General features: G+C 69.6%; 15 protein-coding genes. 12 read left to right on the forward strand and 3 right to left on the reverse strand.

All coding sequences use genetic code 11. From position 1 onward, the window contains the following. Positions 1–32: 32 nt before the first annotated feature. Entirely contained in the window at positions 33–488 is a 456-nt protein-coding gene (gene panD / locus V5F75_RS06985) for an aspartate 1-decarboxylase (RefSeq protein ID WP_394035820.1), read from the reverse strand. A 251-nt stretch (positions 489–739) separates the two neighbouring features. Between panD and V5F75_RS06990 the strand changes: the two genes are divergently transcribed. The 12 genes from V5F75_RS06990 (at position 740) to V5F75_RS07045 (ending at position 16,174) form a co-directional block, all read left to right on the forward strand. Next, a complete protein-coding gene (locus V5F75_RS06990; protein WP_394035818.1) occupies positions 740–1,720 on the forward strand; it encodes a Gfo/Idh/MocA family oxidoreductase in 981 nt (326 codons plus the stop codon). Positions 1,721–1,769: 49 nt separating this feature from the next. Beyond that, on the forward strand, positions 1,770–2,918 hold the full coding sequence (locus V5F75_RS06995) for a DegT/DnrJ/EryC1/StrS family aminotransferase (RefSeq protein ID WP_394035816.1): 1,149 nt from the start codon (positions 1,770–1,772) through the stop codon (positions 2,916–2,918). Between the two features lie 112 nt (positions 2,919–3,030). Further along, positions 3,031–4,581, forward strand: coding sequence for a murein biosynthesis integral membrane protein MurJ (gene murJ, locus V5F75_RS07000; protein ID WP_394035814.1), 1,551 nt, complete (start codon positions 3,031–3,033; stop codon positions 4,579–4,581). 245 nt (positions 4,582–4,826) lie between these two features. After that, positions 4,827–6,077 (forward strand): efflux RND transporter periplasmic adaptor subunit, encoded by a 1,251-nt coding sequence (locus V5F75_RS07005; protein WP_394035812.1) that lies wholly within the window; start codon positions 4,827–4,829, stop codon positions 6,075–6,077. 12 nt (positions 6,078–6,089) lie between these two features. After that, positions 6,090–9,281, forward strand: a complete 3,192-nt coding sequence (locus V5F75_RS07010; protein WP_394035810.1) for an efflux RND transporter permease subunit — start codon at positions 6,090–6,092, stop codon at positions 9,279–9,281. Positions 9,282–9,887: 606 nt separating this feature from the next. Continuing rightward, positions 9,888–10,631: a TetR/AcrR family transcriptional regulator gene (locus V5F75_RS07015; protein WP_394035792.1), complete on the forward strand. Its 744-nt coding sequence runs from the start codon at positions 9,888–9,890 to the stop codon at positions 10,629–10,631. Next, positions 10,631–11,596 (forward strand): HlyD family secretion protein, encoded by a 966-nt coding sequence (locus V5F75_RS07020; protein WP_394035790.1) that lies wholly within the window; start codon positions 10,631–10,633, stop codon positions 11,594–11,596. The genes V5F75_RS07015 and V5F75_RS07020 overlap by 1 nt, the downstream gene beginning before the upstream one ends. Continuing rightward, on the forward strand, positions 11,593–12,573 hold the full coding sequence (locus tag V5F75_RS07025) for an ABC transporter ATP-binding protein (protein WP_394035788.1): 981 nt from the start codon (positions 11,593–11,595) through the stop codon (positions 12,571–12,573). The genes V5F75_RS07020 and V5F75_RS07025 overlap by 4 nt, the downstream gene beginning before the upstream one ends. Positions 12,574–12,659: 86 nt before the next feature. Then, positions 12,660–13,748 (forward strand): ABC transporter permease, encoded by a 1,089-nt coding sequence (locus V5F75_RS07030; protein WP_394035808.1) that lies wholly within the window; start codon positions 12,660–12,662, stop codon positions 13,746–13,748. A gap of 179 nt (positions 13,749–13,927) precedes the next feature. After that, the gene (locus tag V5F75_RS07035) at positions 13,928–14,935 is read left to right on the forward strand and encodes an ABC transporter ATP-binding protein (RefSeq protein ID WP_394040957.1); all 1,008 of its coding nucleotides are present in this window, start codon (positions 13,928–13,930) and stop codon (positions 14,933–14,935) included. Continuing rightward, on the forward strand, positions 14,932–15,693 hold the full coding sequence (locus tag V5F75_RS07040) for an ABC transporter permease (protein WP_394035786.1): 762 nt from the start codon (positions 14,932–14,934) through the stop codon (positions 15,691–15,693). The genes V5F75_RS07035 and V5F75_RS07040 overlap by 4 nt, the downstream gene beginning before the upstream one ends. 22 nt (positions 15,694–15,715) lie before the next feature. Next, positions 15,716–16,174, forward strand: a complete 459-nt coding sequence (locus V5F75_RS07045; protein ID WP_394035784.1) for a carboxymuconolactone decarboxylase family protein — start codon at positions 15,716–15,718, stop codon at positions 16,172–16,174. 43 nt (positions 16,175–16,217) lie between these two features. Here the strand turns inward: V5F75_RS07045 and V5F75_RS07050 are convergent, their stop codons facing one another. After that, positions 16,218–17,696, reverse strand: a complete 1,479-nt coding sequence (locus V5F75_RS07050; RefSeq protein ID WP_394035782.1) for an NAD-dependent succinate-semialdehyde dehydrogenase — start codon at positions 17,694–17,696, stop codon at positions 16,218–16,220. A 116-nt stretch (positions 17,697–17,812) separates the two neighbouring features. After that, positions 17,813–18,421 carry an SAM-dependent methyltransferase gene (locus V5F75_RS07055; protein WP_394035780.1) on the reverse strand — a complete coding sequence of 203 codons (609 nt, stop codon included), beginning with the start codon at positions 18,419–18,421 and terminating at the stop codon, positions 17,813–17,815. Between the last annotated feature and the right edge of the window lie 213 nt (positions 18,422–18,634).

Below are 18,634 nucleotides of genomic sequence, written 5' to 3' on the forward strand. Positions count from 1 at the left end.
TTTCCGGCTTCTTTCTCGCCGCTTCCCGCGCCTCAGGCGCGCGGGGCGGAGCGCAGGGGAATGGGCTGGGCGGCGCCGGTCTCGTCCTCGATGGAGAAGCGCCAGCGCCCGTCCGCGTCCCGCGTCACCGCGTAGGAGAGGCGGCCGGTCACGCGGTTCTCCCGGTCGAAGGTGAGCACCCGCGGCCGGATGGCGGGGATCTCCTCCTCCGGCACATAGACCGAATTGCAGATGATGACCTCGTCGCCGGGCTGGCAGGTGCGGGCGGCGGCGCCGTTGAGCACGCAGCAGCGCGAGCCGCGCTCGCCGAGGATGACGTAGGTGGAGATCCGCGCGCCGGAATTGCGGTTCCAGATCTCCACGAACTCCATGGGCAGGATGCCGGCTTCCTCGCAATGGTCGGGATCGAGGGTGATCGAGCCGTGATAATTGAGATCCGCGCCCGTGACAGTGATGCCGTGAAGCTTGCCGGCGACGATCTTGCGCATGGGGTGTCCTCCCCGTTTTCCGATGGATGTGGGACCAAGCCTGGCGCGTCCCTTAATCGCGCCGGGGGCGGGAGGGAAGGGGCTGCCGGCGGGCGCCGCCGCGTGGGGCCGGCCCCGCGCGCGCTGCGGTGCGGTAACACGGGGACGCAATTCTTGAACGCCCCGGCCGGCGCAGTTTGGCCCCTTGCCTCGCTTCCTCCCGGGTTGTCGTGCTAGGAGCCGGCACCGTGATCAAAGAAATGAGGGCTGTCATGGCTCATCCGGCTGCGCCCGAGCGCGCCCTTCGCGTCGGTGTCACGGGCATCGGCATCATGGGTTCCAACCACGCCCGCGTGCTCTCCGCCCTGCCCGGCGCCGAGCTGGTGGCGGTGGCGGACCCCGACCAGGCCCAGGCCGAGCGTGTCGCGAGCTTCCTCGGCTGCAAGGCGGTGGGCGACCACCACGCCCTGCTGGAGCTGGGCCTCGACGCCATCGTGGTGGCGGCGCCCACCCACCTGCACCATTCCGTGGCCCTCGACGTCATCGGCGCCGGTTGCTCGGTGCTGGTGGAGAAGCCCATCGCCTCCACCGCCGAGGAGGGGCACGAGATCGTCGCCGCCGCCCGCCAGAAGGGCGTGACCCTCATGGTCGGCCATGTGGAGCGCTTCAATCCGGCGGTGCGCGCCGTGAAGGAGGCCATCCGCGGCGAGCACATCCTCTCGGTGGCCTTCACGCGCGTCGGTCCCTTCCCGCCGCGCATGTCGAACGTGGGCGTGGTGATCGACCTCGCCGTGCACGACATCGACCTCATCCGCTGGCTGACCGATTCGGAGATCATCGAGGTGCAGCCGCAGACCTCGGCGGCGCTGGCGGAGCGCGAGGACATCGCGCTGCTCCAGTTCCGCACCGCTTCCGGCGTGCTCGCCCACATCAACACCAACTGGCTCACGCCCTTCAAGGCGCGCACGGTGCATGTGGCCACCGCCAAGAAGTACGTGATCGGCGACCTGCTCACCCGCCAGGTGACCGAGCATTTCGACTACCGGCCGGACGGCTCCTATTCCACCCGGCACCTGCCGGTGGCCTATGCCGAGCCGCTGCGCGCCGAGCTCGAGAACTTCCTCTCCGCCGTGCGCGCGGGCCGTGCGCCCGAGGTGACCGGCGAGCAGGGGGTGGCGAGCCTCGAGATCGCCATCTCGTGCCTCGCCGAGCACGGGCCCGCCCAATCCGCGCAGCGCCGGGCCATCGGCTGAGGCCTGTCCGCTTTCCACCTTCAGGTCTTCATTTCAGGACTTCGCACACATGACGTCTCCCGTGACCGCCGCGCCCATCGCCTTCATCGACCTCGCCGCGCAGCGCGCGCGCGTCGGCGCGAAGATCGATGCCGCGGTCCAGTCGGTGCTCGCGTCCTGCCGCTTCATCAACGGGCCGCAGGTGGGCGAGCTCGAAGAGAAGCTGGCGGCGTTCGCGGGCGCGAAGTACGCGGTCACCTGCTCCTCGGGCACGGACGCGCTGGCGCTGCTCCTGATGGCCTGGGGCGTGAAGCCCGGCGATGCCGTGTTCTGCCCGGCCTTCACCTTCTGCGCCACCGCCGAGGTGGTGCCCTGGGTGGGCGCCACCCCGGTGTTCGTGGACGTGAAGGAAGACACCTTCAACATGGACCCGGAGAGCCTGGAGGCGGCCATCGCCGTCGCCGTGGAGCAGGGGCTCCAGCCGAAGGTGGTGATCCCGGTGGACCTGTTCGGCCAGCCTGCCGACTATGACGCCATCCTGCCCATCGCGGAGAAGCACGGCCTGAAGGTGCTGTGCGACACCGCCCAGGGCTTCGGCGGCACCTGGAACAACAGGCGCACCGGCTCCATCGGCGATGCCACCGCCACCTCCTTCTTCCCCGCCAAGCCGCTCGGCGCCTACGGGGACGGCGGCGCCATCTTCACCGACAGCGCGGAGCTGGTCGCCATCCTGAAGAGCCTGCGCGAGCACGGCCAGGGCGTGGACAAGTACCAGAACGTGCGCATCGGCATGACCGCCCGCCTCGATACCGTGCAGGCGGCGGTGCTGCTCGAGAAGCTCGCCATCTTCGAGGATGAGATCGCCGCCCGCGAGAAGGTGGCGCGGCGCTACAACGACCTGCTGAAGGACGTGGCCACCGTGCCGGTGGTGGACCCGCGCGCCACCTCCGTGTGGGCGCAGTACACCATCCGCCTCCAGCCCGGCATGCGCGACGGCCTCGCCGAGGCGCTGAAGGCCGAGGGCGTGCCCACGGCGGTATATTATCGCCTGCCCATGCACCTGCAGCCGGCCTACCGCCATTACCCTTCCGCGGGCGCCATCCTGCCCGTGTGCGAGGCGCTGGCGGAGGAGGTCATCTCCCTGCCCATGCACGCCTATCTGGACGAGGCGACGCAGGATCGCATCATCGCCGCCGTGCGCCGCGGCCTCGGTGCCTGATCCAAGGGACCCTCGGGCGATCTCGCGGGTCTTCGCGCAAGCCGGCGCGGCGCTGGCGTCCGGCGGCGCGGCGGGCTAGCTTCCGCGCCGCATTCTCCACGGCGCGCCCTTCATGTTCCGCTCCATTCTTTCCGTCGGCGGCTTCACGCTGCTCTCGCGCATCGCCGGCTTCATCCGCGACGTGGTGATGGCGGCCGTGCTCGGCGCCGGGCCGGTGGCCGATGCCTTCCTGGTGGCGTTCCGCCTGCCGAATCACTTCCGCGCCATCTTTGCCGAAGGCGCCTTCAACGCCGCCTTCGTGCCCACCTATGCGCGCCTGCGGGAGCAGGACGGGGTGCCGGCGGCGCGGCGCTTCGCGGATGAGATCCTCACCGGCATGGTGCTGGTCCATGCCGTGCTGCTGGCGCTGGCCCTGGGCTTCACGCCCCAGTTCGTGGGCCTGCTGGCCCCCGGCCTCGCGGAGGACGGCGAGCGCTTCAATCTGGCGGTGACGCTGACCCGAATCACTTTCCCGTATCTGGCGCTGATCTCGGTGGCGACTCTCGTCTCCGGCGCGCTCAACGCGTCCGAGCGGTTCTGGGTGGCGGCGGCCTCGCCCATCCTGCTCAACATCTGCATGGTGAGCACGCTGCTCGCGGCCGCCCTGTTCCCCACCGCCGGCGATGCGGCGGCCTGGGGGGTGCTCGCCTCCGGCGTCGCCCAGCTGTTCTGGGTGGGGCTCGATGCGGAGCGGCACGGCATCGGCCTCCGGTTCGGCCGGCCGCGGATGGATTCGGGCACGCGGCAGTTCCTGAAGGCCCTGGGGCCGGCCATCATCGGCTCCGCCGGCGTGCAGATCGCGCTGTTCGCGGACACCATCATCGCCACCTTCCTGCCCATCGGCGCGCTGTCGGCGCTTTATTACGCGGACCGCATCAACCAGCTTCCCATCGGCGTCGTGGGCATCGCGGTGGGCACCGTGTTGCTGCCGGAGATGGCACGGCGCCTCGCGGCGAAGGACGATGCCGGCGCCGCCCATGCCCAGGCGCGCTGCATCGAGCTCGCGGCGCTGCTCGGCATTCCCTTCGTGGCGGCGGCGCTGGTGGTGCCGGACCTCACCATGCGCGCCCTGTTCGCGCGCGGCGCCTTCACCGCCGCCGACGCGGCTGCCGCCGCCGCCACCCTGCGCGCTTACGGCTTTGGCCTTCTCGCCTTCCTGGTGGTGCGCGCCTTCATCGCCCCGTTCCACGCCCGCGGCGACACACGCACCCCCATGATCGCCTCGCTCTGCGCCGTGGGGCTCAACGTGGCGCTGAAGTTCGCGCTCATGGGCACCTTCGCCCAGGTGGGCCTTGCCTTCGCCACGGCGGTGGGCGGGTGGATCAATGTGGGCCTGCTCATCCTGTTCGCCCGGCGGCGCGGCTTTCCCCTGGGGGATGAGGCGCTGAGCGGGCATCTGGCGCGGCTGGCGGTGGTGCTGGTGGTGGTGTCGGCGGCGCTATGGGGCGCGGCCTTCGCCGGCGCCCGGCTGCTGCCGCCGCAGTTTCCCGCTCGCGAGGAAGTGATGCTGGCGCTCGTGGTGGTGGTGGGTGCCGCCGTTTACGGGGCGACGGTGGCGCTGCTGCTGGGCCGGCGCTTCCTGGCCGGAGTCATGGGCCGGCGCATGCCCGCCACAGTCTCCTGAGCGGCGACGGCGGAGGGGCGGCGGAGGGCCGGCGGGGCGTTGCCATTAAGTCACTGTCCGCCGGCGGAGGTGCCCAATGGCCGTCGCCGGGGGTGAATTCGACGTTCGAGGCGTTTTGCATCGCACTGGTCTGTGCTATCTCCACGCCTCTCATTCCGGTTTCGGCTCGTCGGTTGCGGGAAGTGCCGAACCCCCTCGCCCCAGGAATTTTGCGGATCCCGAGTATCCGCCAGGAGCCGGATTTGATGACGCACGTCATGCGCTCAGCCTTCCTTTTCGCGTCCGCCGCCCTTGTGCTCGCGGGCTGCGGGCAACCCACCAGCCAGCAGTCGGGCCCACCGCCCGCGCCCCAGGTGACGGTCGCCAACCCTGGCACCCGCACGGTCACGGATCAGGACGAATATGTCGGTCGCTTCGTCGCCATCGATGAAGTGAACGTGCGCGCCCGCGTGTCGGGCTACCTGGACAAGATCCACTTCACCGACGGCCAGATGGTGAAGCAGGGCGACCTCCTCTTCACCATTGACCAGCGCCCGTTCAAGATCGCGCTGGATCAGGCGCAGGCGAACCTCGCTCAGGCCAAGGCGAACCTCGACTTCGCCAAGGGCGATCTTGAGCGCGCCCGCACCCTGCTGGAGGACAAGAACTCCAACGCCATCTCCAAGCAGGCCTTCGACCAGCGCACCCAGGCCGAGCGCACCGCCGCCGCCACCGTGCAGTCGCAGGAGGCGGCCGTGCGCCAGGCGGAACTCGACCTCGGCTTCACCGAGGTGAAGGCCCCCGTGTCCGGCCAGATCGGCGATCGACGGGTGTCGGTGGGTAACTATGTGACCGGCGGCACCGGCGGCTCGCCCACCCTGCTCGCGGTCATCGTTTCCATCGATCCCATCCGCTTCGAGTTCACCATCGACGAGGCCGCCCTGCTGCGCATCCAGCGCCGCAAGACCGACATCAAGGGTGAGCCGGTGGCGCTGAAGCTCATCGACGACAAGGGCTTCGTCCACGAAGGGAAGATGGACTTCCTCAACAACGTGATCGACCGGGAGACGGGCACCATCCGCGGCCGCGCGGTGTTCGCCAACCCCAACGGCCTGTTCCGCCCCGGCATGTTCGCCCGCCTGCGCCTCAACTCGTCCGATCCGCACGAGGTGGTGGTGGTGCCGGATTCCGCCATCGGCACGGAGCAGGTGAAGAAGTTCGTCTATGTGGTGGGGGCTGACAACAAGGTGGCCCAGCGCTTCGTCACCCTCGGCTCGCTCGCCGGCGACCAGCGCGTGATCCTCGACGGCCTCACCCCGCAGGACAAGGTGGTGGTGAACGGCCTGATGCGCGTGCGCCCCGGCGTGGTGGTGAACCCGCAGGTGGCCGCCGCGCCCGCCGATGCCGCCAAGGCCGACGCGGGTAAGACCGACGCCCCGAAGACTGATGCGCCGAAGCCGGATGTGCCGAAGGCAGAGCCACCCAAGGGCGCGGCCGAACCCTCCGCGTCGAAGTGAGGGAGGCCCTCCATGCGCTTTTCCCACTTCTTCATCGACCGGCCGATCTTCGCGTCGGTGGTCTCCACCATCGTCATCATCCTCGGCGCGGTTTCGTACCTGCGCCTGCCAGTGGCGCAGTATCCTGAGATCGCGCCGCCGGTCATCACCGTCACCGGCCAGTATCCCGGCGCCTCGGCCGAGACCGTGGCCGATACCGTCGTCGCGCCCATCGAGCAGCAGATCAACGGTGTGGAGCACATGCTCTACATCTCGTCCAACTCCACGGCGGACGGCCGCTTCTCGATCCAGGTGACGTTCGACCTCGGCACCAACCTCGACACCGCCCAGGTGCAGGTGCAGAACCGCGTGGCCATCGCCACCCCGCGCCTGCCCTCGGAAGTGCAGCAGGTGGGAGTGGTGACGGCCAAGTCCTCGCCCGACATGCTGCTGGTGGTGAACCTTTATTCGCCCGACGGCTCGCGCGATCCGCTGTTCATCTCCAACTTCGCCAATATCCAGATCAAGGACGTGCTTTCGCGCATCGACGGCGTCGGCTCCATCACGGTGTTCGGCCAGCGCGACTATGCGATGCAGATCTGGATCGATCCGGACCGCCTCTCGCAGCTCAACCTCACGTCCAACGACGTGGTGGCGGCGCTCAAGGCGCAGAACGTCCAGGTGGCCTCGGGCATCCTGAACGCGCCGCCGGTGCCGAAGCAGAACGCGTTCCAGATCGCGGTGCGTACCCTCGGCCGCCTGTCGACGCCGGAGGAGTTCGGCGACATCGTCATCAAGCAGACGGACGAGGCCCTGGTGCGGCTGAAGGACGTGGGCCGGGTGGAGATCACCGCCCAGGACTACGCCTCCACCACCTTCCTCGACCGCTACCCCTCCATCGGCCTCGGCATCTTCCAGCGGCCGGGCTCCAACGCCCTCGCCACCGGCAACGCGCTGGTGGAGGAGATGAAGCGCATTCGCCAGACCTTCCCGGAAGGCGTCGAATACGGCATCTACTACAACCCCACCGAGTTCATTCAGCAGTCAGTGGACGCGGTGGTGCACACCATCGGCGAGGCCATCGTGCTGGTGGTGCTGGTGGTGATCCTGTTCCTCCAGTCCTGGCGGGCGGCGGTCATCCCCATCCTCGCCATCCCGATCTCGCTCATCGGCACCTTCTTCGTCATGGCCATGTTCGGCTTCTCGCTGAACAACCTGTCGCTGTTCGGTCTGGTGCTCGCCATCGGCATCGTGGTGGATGACGCCATCGTCGTGGTGGAGAACGTGGAGCGCAACATCGCGGCGGGCCTCTCGCCGCGGGACGCCGCCTACAAGACCATGGACGAGGTGGGCGGGGCGCTGGTGGCCATCTCGCTGGTGCTGTCCTCGGTGTTCGTGCCTACCGCGTTCATCACCGGCATCTCGGGGGCGTTCTACCAGCAGTTCGCGCTCACCATCGCGGGCTCGACCCTGATCTCGCTCCTGGTGTCGCTCACGCTCTCGCCCGCCATGTGCGCGCTGCTCCTGAAGCCGCACAAGCAGGGCCACGAGCACCATGCGTGGTACGCGCGGCCCCTGGTCGGCTTCTTCCGCCTGTTCAACCGCGGGTTCGAGGGGCTGGGCAACGGCTATGCCTGGATGACCTCGCGCCTCGTGCGCGTGGTGGCGCTGGTCCTGATCGTGTACGCGGGCATCGTCGGCTTCGGCGGCTACCTGTTCTCGACCACCCCCCAGGGCTTCATCCCGCAGCAGGACCGCGGCTATCTCATCGTGGTGGCCCAGCTGCCGCCGGGCGCGTCCATGGCGCGCACGGAGCAGGTGATGAAGCAGGCCGGCGAGCTCGTGCTCGGCACGCCGGGCGTGGCGCGCATCGTGAACATCGTCGGCTTCTCGGGCGCCACCTTCACCAACGCGCCCAATGCCGGCGCCATGTTCGTCATCCTGGAGCCGTTCTCCGCGCGCGGCGGTGACCCCACCCGCTCGGCGGCGGCGGTGCAGCGCACCCTGTTCGGCAAGATGGCCTCCATCCAGGAGGCGCAGATGATCGTGGTGCAGCCGCCGCCCGTTCAGGGCATCGGCAATGCCGGCGGCTTCCGCATGATGGTGGAGGATCGCGACGGCGCCGGGCTGCTGGCCCTGCGCAACGCCACCTACGCCATGATGGGCGCCGCCGCGCAGACGCCGGGGCTGATGCAGGTCTACACCCTGTTCGAAACCTCGACGCCGCAGCTCTACCTCGACATCGACCGCGAAAAGGCCCAGCTGCTCAAGGTGAACGTCAATGACGTCTTCACCGCCCTGCAGACCTTCATCGGCTCTTCCTATGTGAACGACTTCAACCTGTTTGGCCGCACTTTCCGCGTGCAGGCGCAGGCCGACTCGAAGTTCCGCATGGAAGCGAAGGACGTGCTGGCCATCCGCGTGCGCACGGAGGCCGGGGATACGGTGCCGCTCGGCTCCTTCACCACGGTCAAGGACATTTCCGGCCCCTATCGCGTGCCGCGCTACAACCTCTATCCGGCGGCGGAGCTCGACGGCTCGCCGGCGCCGGGCTACTCCCAGGGCCAGGCCATGAAGATCATGGAAGGCCTCGCGCAGAAGGTCCTGCCCCAGGGCTTCGCTTATGAGTGGACGGGCATCGCCTTCCAGCAGGAGCGGGCGGGCAACACCGCCATCTTCGCCTTCGCGCTGGGCGTGGTGTTCGTGTTCCTGGTGCTGGCCGCGCAGTACGAGAGCCTGACCCTGCCGCTGGCGGTCATCCTCATCGTGCCCATGTGCCTGGTGGCGGCGCTTCTCGGCGTCATCATGCGGGGGATGGACAACAACATCCTCACCCAGGTGGGCTTCATCGTGCTCATCGGCCTCGCCGCCAAGAACGCCATCCTGATCGTCGAGTTCGCCAAGCAGCTCGAGGATGATGGCCACGGCCGCCGTGAGGCGGCGGTGGAGGCGGCGCGGCTGCGCCTGCGGCCCATCATCATGACCTCGCTCGCCTTCATCCTCGGCGTGGCGCCGCTGGTGTGGGCGGTGGGCGCGGGCGCCGAGCTGCGGCAGGCGCTGGGCACGGCGGTGTTCTCCGGCATGATCGGCGTCACGCTGTTCGGCCTCGTGTTCACGCCGGTGTTCTATGTGTTCGCGCGCTGGCTCGCGGGCCTCGGCGGCCGGAAAGCCAAGAGCGAGCCGCCGCGCAGCGAGCCGCCTCACCATCCCGCGCCGGCCGAGTGACCGGCGCGATATCCTCAGAACCTGGGCTCCGGGGCCGGCTGCGCGAGACGCAGCCGGCCCCGGCCCTTTTGAGGGGCCGCCCGCGACGCGTGCCTTGCCTGGGCCGGTATGATGACGCCGGAGCATCCTCACGCGAAGCGGATGCCGGCGCGCGTGATGAAAGTGTTTATTCTCGATGATTCAGCTGAAGCGCCGCAGGCCGGCGTGAGCCAAAATGCCCAGCCATCGGCGCCGCGGCGGCAGCAAGCCGCTTGAGGGTGCGCGGACCGTGCCGCCTGCCCGTGCGACTCTGGAGCGCCTCGCCACCGGCGATCCCCTCGCGGACGGTGTTCCCGGCCCGCTGCCACGGCGGGGCATCCGGTGCGCGGCGTCCCGTTTCGCCCGGAATGAGCGGGCGCTTGCGCCCGGATGGAGCGCAACGGGGGCGATTTCAGGCCCGCGCACCACGCATCGGGCGCAGCCCGAGCCCAACATGCGTTCTGCGGCAGGAACCTGGAGGCGCATCGCGCCAACGGGCCAGATTTCGACGTCCTTCGTGTGTGGAAAGCTGTGGCACCCTACTCTGACCAAGTGTATGACTGACGCGTCAGTCAGAAAAATCGGATCATGACCGAGACAGCATCGCAGACGCGCGCCGCGCAGGGCGGCGGCACGGCGGGCCGGGGGCTCTCCGGCCCCATCGTGGCCGCGTCGGCGGCTGGAGAGGGCGGCGCCGTGGCGGGCGTGCGCGGGCGGCCGAGGGCAGCGCCAGCGGCGCGGGCGGAGCGGCGGCGCGCCATCCTGGATGCGGCGCTCGCGGAGTTCGCCGCCCACGGCTTCGCGGTGACGCGGCTCGACGATGTGGCGCGCCGGGCCGGCGTCGCCAAGGGCACGCTCTACCTCTACTTCTCCGACAAGGAAGCCCTCTTCCGCGCCTTGGTGGAGGAGAACATCTCCAGCGTGCTGCTGGACGCGGACACTCTGGTGAGCCGTTTTCCCGGCACCACCCGCGATCTGCTGGAGCGGCTGATGGCGCTCATGGCGGACCGTGTGCTCGATGCGCCCGCCGCCGCCCTGGTCCGGCTGATGCTGGGGGAGGGCGCGCGTTTCCCGGAACTCGCGGCGTTCTACCATCGTGAGGTGGTGTCGCACGGCCTCGCGCTCATCCGGCAGGTGGCCCGGCGCGGGCTTGATCGCGGGGAGCTTTCGAACGACCTCGCCGTGCGCTTCCCGCATCTGGTGGTGGCGCCGGCCATTCTCGCGGTGGTGTGGAACGGCGTTTTCGATGCGGTGGACCCGCTCGATGCCCGCGCCCTGCTCGCGGCCCACCGCGACCTTCTGCTCGCCGGCCTTGGATGGAGAGACGCCTGATGCCCCGCCCTCTCGCCGCCGCCCTGCCGCTCGTGCTCGCCGCCGCCCTCGCTCTCGCGGGCTGCGATGGCGGGGCGCAGCAGAGCTTCTCGGGCTATATCGAGGGCGACCTCGTCTTCATCGGCCCGAACGAGCCGGGCCGTGTCACCGCCCTCTCGGTGCGGGAGGGCGACACGGTGGCCAAGGGCGAGGCCGTGGCGCGGGTGGAGGACGACCTCCAGCTCGCCGCCCTCGACAGCGCCCGGGCGCAGCTGAAGGAGGCCGAAGCGCAGCTCGCCAATGCCGAGGCCCCGCTCCAGCGGCCGGAGGAGATCGCGGTGCTGGAGGCGGCGGAGCGGCGGGCATCCGCGGCGCTCGATCTTTCGCGCATCGAATTGTCCCGGCAGAAGGACCTGGTGCCCAAGGGCGCCTCCTCCCAGGCCAATCTCGATTCGGCCCAGCATACGTTCGACCAGAATCAGGCGGCCTATGACGAGGCGCGCCGGCGCACGGCCGCGGCCCGCATCGCCTCGCGCACCCAGCAGATCCAGGCGGCGCAGGAGGCGGCGGCCGCCGCGCGGGCGGCGGTGGCTGCGGCCGAGGTGCGCCTTGCCCGCCGCACGCTCGTCGCGCCGGAGGCGGGCGCCATCCAGACCGTCTACTACCGGGTGGGAGAGCTGGTGCCGGAGGGGCGGCCCGTGGTTTCCCTGCTGCCGCCGGGGCTGGTGAAAATCCGCTTCTTCGTGCCCGAGGCGGTGCTGCCGAAGGTGGCGCTGGGCGAGAGCGTGCGCGTGGAATGCGACGGCTGCCCGCCGCTCACCGGCAAGGTGAGCTTCATCTCCGCTTCGGCGGAATATACCCCGCCGGTCATCTACAGCCGCGAGGAACGCGCCAAGCTCGTCTATCTCATCGAGGCGCGGCCCGATGCGCCCGGCAGCACGCGGCCCGGACAACCCGTCAGCGTCACGCTGGGCGGCGCGCCATGAGCACGCCGGCGCCCGCAGCTCCCGACCCCGGCGATGTCGCCATTTCCGTGGAGGGGCTTTCCAAGAGCTTCGACGGGCGGCCGGTGGTGGATCACCTCACCATGCGGGTGATGCGCGGGCAGATCTATGGCTTCCTCGGCCCCAACGGATCGGGCAAGACCACCACCATCCGCATGCTGTGCGGCCTGCTGACGCCGGATTCCGGCACCGGCACCTGCCTTGGCATGGACATCCGCACCGAGGCCCGCAAGATCCGCGAGCGGGTGGGCTACATGACCCAGCGCTTCTCCCTCTACCAGGACCTCTCGGTGCGGGAGAACCTGGAGTTCGTGGCGCGGCTCTATGGCGTGCCGCAGCCGGAGCGGGCGGCCGCCGCGGCGCTGGAGCGGCTGGGCCTCGCCGGGCGCGGCAGGCAGCTGGCCGGCTCGCTCTCGGGCGGGTGGAAGCAGCGGCTCGCCCTCGGCGCCTGCATCCTGCCGAGCCCGGACCTGCTGCTGCTCGACGAGCCCACGGCCGGCGTCGATCCCAAGGCACGGCGGGAGTTCTGGGCCCAGATCCATGATCTGGCGGCGGAGGGGCTCACGGTGCTCGTTTCCACCCACTACATGGACGAGGCCGAGCGCTGCCACGAGATCGCCTACATCGCCTACGGCAGGCTGCTGGCCCAGGGCACGGTGGCGAGCGTCATCGCCGCCTCCCACCTCACCACCTGGACGGTGGAGGTGAAGGGGCTGGAGGGGCATGCGGCGGGGCAGGCCATCACCACGCTTGCCCGCGCGCTCGGCGAGCGGCCGGGCGTGGACATGGTGGCGCCCTTCGGCACCCAGCTCCACATCTCCGGGCGCGACGCGGCGGCGCTGGAGGCCGCCATCGCCCCCTTCCGCGCCGATCCGAAGCTCGCCTTCCGCCAGGATGCGCCGACGCTGGAGGACGTGTTCATCGACCTGATGGGCCGCACCAAGGACGACCTGCGATGAGCGCCCCGTCCGGTCCCTTCGCGCCGGGTTCCCCTTCGCAGGGCCCTTTGGCCTCGGGCCTGGGCGTGCTGCGCCGCATCTCGGCGATGATCGTGAAGGAGTTCATCCAGCTTCGGCGCGACCGGGTGACCTTCGCCACCATGATCATGATCCCGCTCCTGCAGCTCGTCCTGTTCGGCTATGCCATCAACACCACGCCGCGCCACCTGCCGGCGGCCGTGTTCGCCCATGAGAACAACGACGTCACCCGCGCCATCCTCGCCGCCCTGCGCAACACCGCCTTCTTCGCCTTCGTGAAGGAGGTGGGGAGCGCGGAGGAGGCCGAGCATCTCATCCGCGCCGGCGATGTGCTGTTCTTCGTGGAGATCCCGGCCGGCTTCGAGCGGAGCCTCCGGCGCGGCGACACCCCGCAGCTCCTGGTGGCGGCGGACGCGACCGACCCGGTGGGCTCGGCCAATGCGCTCGCGGCCCTCTCCGGCGTGGTCGCCACGGCGCTGACCCGCGAGCGGTTCGTGGATGCGCCGGGCGGGGCGCCGTTCGAGATCGTGCAGCACCGGCGCTACAATCCCGCCGGCACCAGCCAGCTCAATATCGTGCCCGGACTGCTCGGCACCATCCTCACCATGACCATGCTCATCTTCACCGCGCTCTCGGTGACGCGGGAGATCGAGCGCGGCACCATGGAGAGCCTGCTCTCCATGCCCATCCACCCGGTGGAGATCATGCTGGGCAAGATCGTGCCCTATGTGGCGGTGGGCATCCTGCAGGCGGTGCTCATCCTTTCCGCCGGCATGCTGCTGTTCGGCGTGCCGCTGGAGGGCTCGGCCCTGATGCTGGCGGCGGCGACGCTCCTGTTCATCACCACCAACCTTTCCATCGGCTACACCTTCTCCACCCTGGCGCAGAACCAGCTCCAGGCGGTGCAGATGTCGTTCATGTTCTTCCTGCCGAGCATCCTTCTGTCCGGCTTCATGTTTCCCTTCTCGGGCATGCCCATGTGGGCGCAATGGGTGGGCGAGGCGCTGCCCCTCACCCATTTCCTGCGCATGGTGCGCGGCATCCTGCTGAAGGGCTCGAACTTCGCGGATCTCCAGGGCGATGCGGCGGCGCTGCTGGCCCTGATGCTGGTGGCCATGGGCATCGCCGTGGCCCGCTTCCGGCAGACGCTGGATTGAGCCGCCGCGCCTGCCGCGCGGGCGGGCCCGGCGCGGGCGGGGCTTCCCGTCCGTGGCGCGGCGTGGTCTAACGCAGGGCGTCCGCGGCGGGCGCCCGGCCGGGCCACGGCCCGGAGAGCCAGGGATTCGCATACCGGTTCCAGCCACCCCACCGCCGCGCCCCGAGCGATGCCCAAGCCATGCCCCGAGCCATGCCCCAGACCGAGCCTTCCGCCTCATCCGTTCCAGCGCGCTCCGGCGCCCCGGCTCCGAGCCCGGCGCGCGGGGTGGTCAGCGTGCGCCATCTCTCGAAGACCTACGCCACCGGCCACAGCGCGCTGAAGGACATCAACCTGGAGATCGCCTCCGGCGAGATCTTCGCCTTGCTCGGCCCCAACGGCGCGGGCAAGACCACCCTCATCTCCATCGTCTGCGGGCTGGTGAACGCCACCGCCGGCGAGGTGCGGGTGGGGGGGCACCACATCGTGCACGACTACCGGGCGGCACGCGCGCGCATCGGCCTCGTACCGCAGGAGCTGGCCACCGATTCGTTCGAGACGGTGTGGGCCGCCGTGAGCTTCTCGCGCGGGCTGTTCGGCAAGGCGCCGAACCCTGCCCATATCGAGCAGGTGCTGAAAAGCCTTTCCCTGTGGGAGAAGCGCGACGCCAAGATCATGACCCTCTCCGGCGGCATGAAGCGGCGGGTGCTGATCGCCAAGGCCCTTTCCCATGAGCCGGAGGTGCTGTTCCTCGACGAGCCCACCGCCGGCGTGGACGTGGAGCTGCGCCGCGACATGTGGCGCCTGGTGCGGGGCCTGAAGGAGAAGGGCACCACCATCATCCTCACCACCCACTATATCGAGGAGGCCGAGGAGATGGCCGACCGGGTGGGCGTCATCAACCGGGGCGAGATCATCCTGGTGGAGGAGAAGGCGGCGCTGATGCGCAAGCTGGGGCGCAAGCAGCTCACCGTCGAGCTTTCCGCCCCGCTCGGCGCGGTGCCGCCGGCGCTCTCGTCCTATGGCCTCGTCCTCTCCGGCGAGGGGCGCACCCTCACCTACAGCTATGGCGCCGAGGGGCAGGAGGAGGCGCCCATCGCCAGCCTGCTGTCCGCTCTTTCCGCCGCCGGCATCGCCTTCGACGACCTGCGCACCGCGCAGAGCTCGCTGGAGGACATCTTCGTCAGCCTCGTGAGGCAGCAGCCGTGAACCTTCAAGCCATCCGCGCCATCTATGCCTTCGAGATGGCGCGCACCCGCCGCACCCTGCTGCAGAGCGTGGTTTCGCCGGTCATTTCCACCTCGCTCTATTTCGTGGTGTTCGGCTCCGCCATCGGCGCCCACATGACGCAGGTGGAGCACGTGCCCTACGGCGCCTTCATCGTGCCGGGGCTGATGATGCTGACCCTGCTCACGCAGTCCATCGCCAACGCCTCGTTCGCCATCTATTTCCCGCGCTTCACGGGCACCATCTACGAGGTGCTCTCGGCGCCGGTCTCGCCGTTCGAGATCGTGTGCGGATACGTGGGGGCGGCGGCGACGAAATCGGTGCTGCTGGGCCTCATCATCCTGGGCACGGCGGCGCTGTTCGTGCCCATGGAGGTGCGCCACCCGGTGGCGATGCTCGCCTTCCTGGTGCTCACCGCGGTCACCTTCTCGCTGTTCGGCTTCATCATCGGCATCTGGGCCGACGGGTTCGAGCGCCTGCAGCTCATCCCCATGCTGATCGTGACGCCGCTCACCTTCCTGGGCGGCACCTTCTATTCGCTCGACATGCTGCCGCCGGTGTGGCGCACGCTCACGCTGTTCAATCCGGTGGTCTATCTCATCTCCGGTTTCCGCTGGAGCTTCTTCGGCCTCTCCGACGTGGCGGTGAGCGTGAGCTTCGGCATGACGCTGGCGTTCCTGGCGGCGTGCCTTCTCATCGTGAGCTGGATGTTCCGCACCGGCTACCGGCTGAAGAGCTGAGTCCCCCTCGAAAGGACCCGTCATGACCGATGTTCCGCACCGCCCCACCTACAAGGAGTTCACCGCCGCCGCGCCGGAGGTGTACGGCGGCCTCGCCGCCCTCACCAAGGCGGTGGACGCATCGGGCCTCGACAAGGGGCTGACCGAGCTGGTGAAGCTGCGCGCCTCGCAGATCAACGGCTGCGCCTTCTGCCTCAAGTTCCACCTGGGCGTAGCGCGCAAGGCGGGCGTGCCGCAGGAGAAGCTGGACCTGCTCGCGGCCTGGCATGATGCCGGCCTCTTCTCCGCGCGCGAGAGGGCGGCGCTCGCCTATGCCGAGGCCCTCACCGTGCTGGAGGGGGAGGTGGCCTCGGACGACGCCTGGGCCGCCCTGCGGGAGGAATTCTCGGAGAATGAGGCGCTGCACCTCACGGTGGCCATCGCCACCATCAACGCCTGGAACCGCATCGGCATCGCCCTGCGCTTCGCGCCGCCGGCCTGATACGGATAGGCCCGCGCCCCGGCCGGGGCGCGGGCCTTTGGTATCAGATGCCGCCGACGCACACGTACTTGATGTGCAGGTAGTCGTCGCAGCCGTACTTGGAGCCCTCGCGGCCCATGCCGCTCTCCTTCACGCCGCCGAAGGGCGCGACCTCGGTGGTGATGACGCCGGCGTTGACGCCCACCTGCCCGTATTCGAGCTGCTCCGAGACGCGGAACGCGCGGCCCAGGTCCTTCGTGAAGAAATAGCAGGCGAGGCCGTATTCGGTGGCGTTGGCCAGGGCGACGGCCTCCTCCTCCGTCTCGAAGCGGAACAGGGGCGCGAGGGGGCCGAAGATCTCCTCGCGGGCGAAGGCCATCTCCTGCGTCGCGCCGGCGAGCACGGTGGGCTCGAAGAAGGTGCCGCCGAGCGCGGAGGGCTTGCCGCCCGTGAGCACCTTGGCGCCCTTGTCGGTGGCGTCCTTCAGCAGGCGCTCCACCTTGGCCAGCGCCCGCGCATCGATCAGCGGGCCGGCGGTGACGCCTTCGTCCAGGCCGTTGCCAATCTTCAGCTTGCGGGAGGCCTCCGTGAACCGCGCGGCGAAGGCATCGTAGATGCCGGCCTGCACGTAGAAGCGGTTGGCGCACACGCAGGTCTGGCCCACGTTGCGATATTTGGAGGCGATGGCCTGCTCCACCGCGAGATCGAGGTCGGCATCGTCGAACACCAGGAAGGGCGCGTTGCCGCCCAGCTCCAGCGAGACCTTCTTCAGCGTGTCCGCCGACTGCTTCATCAGGAGCTTGCCCACGGGGGTGGAGCCGGTGAAGGTGACCTTCTTGACCGCCGGGTTGGAGGTCATCTCGGCGCCGATGGCGGGCGCGTCGCCCACCACGATGTTGACGACGCCGTCCGGAATGCCGGCCATCTTGGCCAGCACGCCCCAGGCGAGGCCGGAATAGGGGGTCAGCTCCGAGGGTTTGGCCACCACCGTGCAGCCCGCCGCCAGGGCCGCGCCGATCTTGCGCGCGAGCATGGAGGAGGGGAAGTTCCACGGGGTCACCGCCGCCACCACGCCCACCGGCTCCTTGGTGACCATGATGCGCCGCCCCGCCCAGGGGGAGGGAATGACATCGCCATAGAGGCGCCGGGCCTCCTCCGCGAACCAGCGCACATAGGCGGCGGAGATGTTGACCTCGCCGCGCGCCTCCGCCAGCGGCTTGCCCTGCTCGCAGGTGAGCAGCACGGCCAGCTCCTCGGCATTTTCCAGGATCAGGTCGGCGAGCCTGCCGAGCTTCGCCGCGCGCTCGCCGGCGGTGAGGGCGCGCCAGCCCTTGAAGGCGGCCGCGGCGGCCTCGACCGCGCGGCGTGTCTCGGCGGCGCCGCCGTTGGGGATGGTGCCGAGGAGGGCGCCCGTGGCCGGGTTCGTCACCACGATGGTGCCGCCGCCGTCGGCATCCACCCAGGCGCCGCCAATGAGCATCTTCTCGCGCAGCAGGGTGAATGAGGGGGCGGTGGCGGACGAGGCGGGCTGGGTGGCGGCCATGGGGTGCTCCTGGGCTTGAGCGCTTATTGGGCTTGAGCGTGTGTGCTCTTCGGCGCGGGCGCCGGCGGCCCGCGCCGTTCATATAGGTTCGCCCGCGCCCGTGCGCGAGGCGCCGCTCAGGCCGCCGGCTTCTCGGCCACAAGGTCGATGAGCGCGGACATGCCGCGGTGGGCGCTGCCCTCGGCAATCTCCGCGTCGTAGCCGCGCAGCTCAAGGATGTTGAAATCCGCGAAGGCGGCGCGCAGCAGGGCCTCGGTATAGAGGTTCTCTGCCTGGGACGGACCGCCGGTGCCGTAGACGATCTGCTCGGGGCGGTAGCCCTCCAGCAGCAGCAGGCCGCCGGGCTTAAGTGCCTCGCGGATGCGCGTGAACATGAGGTCGCGCTCGGCGGGCGGCAGGAACTGGATGAAGATGCCGGCCACCACGTCATAGGCGGCCACGGGCCAGCTCCAGGCGGAGAGGTCCACCAGTTCCAGCTCCAGCGTCACGCCGCGCGCGGCGGCGAGGCGGCGGGCCTTCTCCTGCGCCACGGCGGACGAATCGACCGAATGCACCGCGAGGCCCTGCTCGGCGAGCCACACGCCATTGCGCCCCTCGCCGTCGGCGATGGCGAGCGCGCGGCCGCCTGCCTTCAGCCGCGGCGCCTGGCGGGCCAGGAAGGCATTGGGCGCCACGCCGAACAGATAGTCTTCACGCGTATAGCGCTGGTCCCAGAAGGCGGTCATGTCCACTCCGATTCGATTGCCCGTGGATGGGGGCCGATGCGTCCGGCCTTCGGCGGCTCAGGGCGTTCCGGAAAATTCGGTGCCGCGCGTCATCGCTTCCTCGGCAGGGAAGTGCCGTGCCGGCGGCACGCCCATAGGGCGCGGTGACGCAGGGGTGCCTTTTTGTTGATCGAGGTCAAGAAGGCATGTCCCTTTGTCAATATATTGAGGGCC

The organism is Xanthobacter albus, assembly GCF_043194895.2.
Classification (GTDB): domain Bacteria; phylum Pseudomonadota; class Alphaproteobacteria; order Rhizobiales; family Xanthobacteraceae; genus Xanthobacter.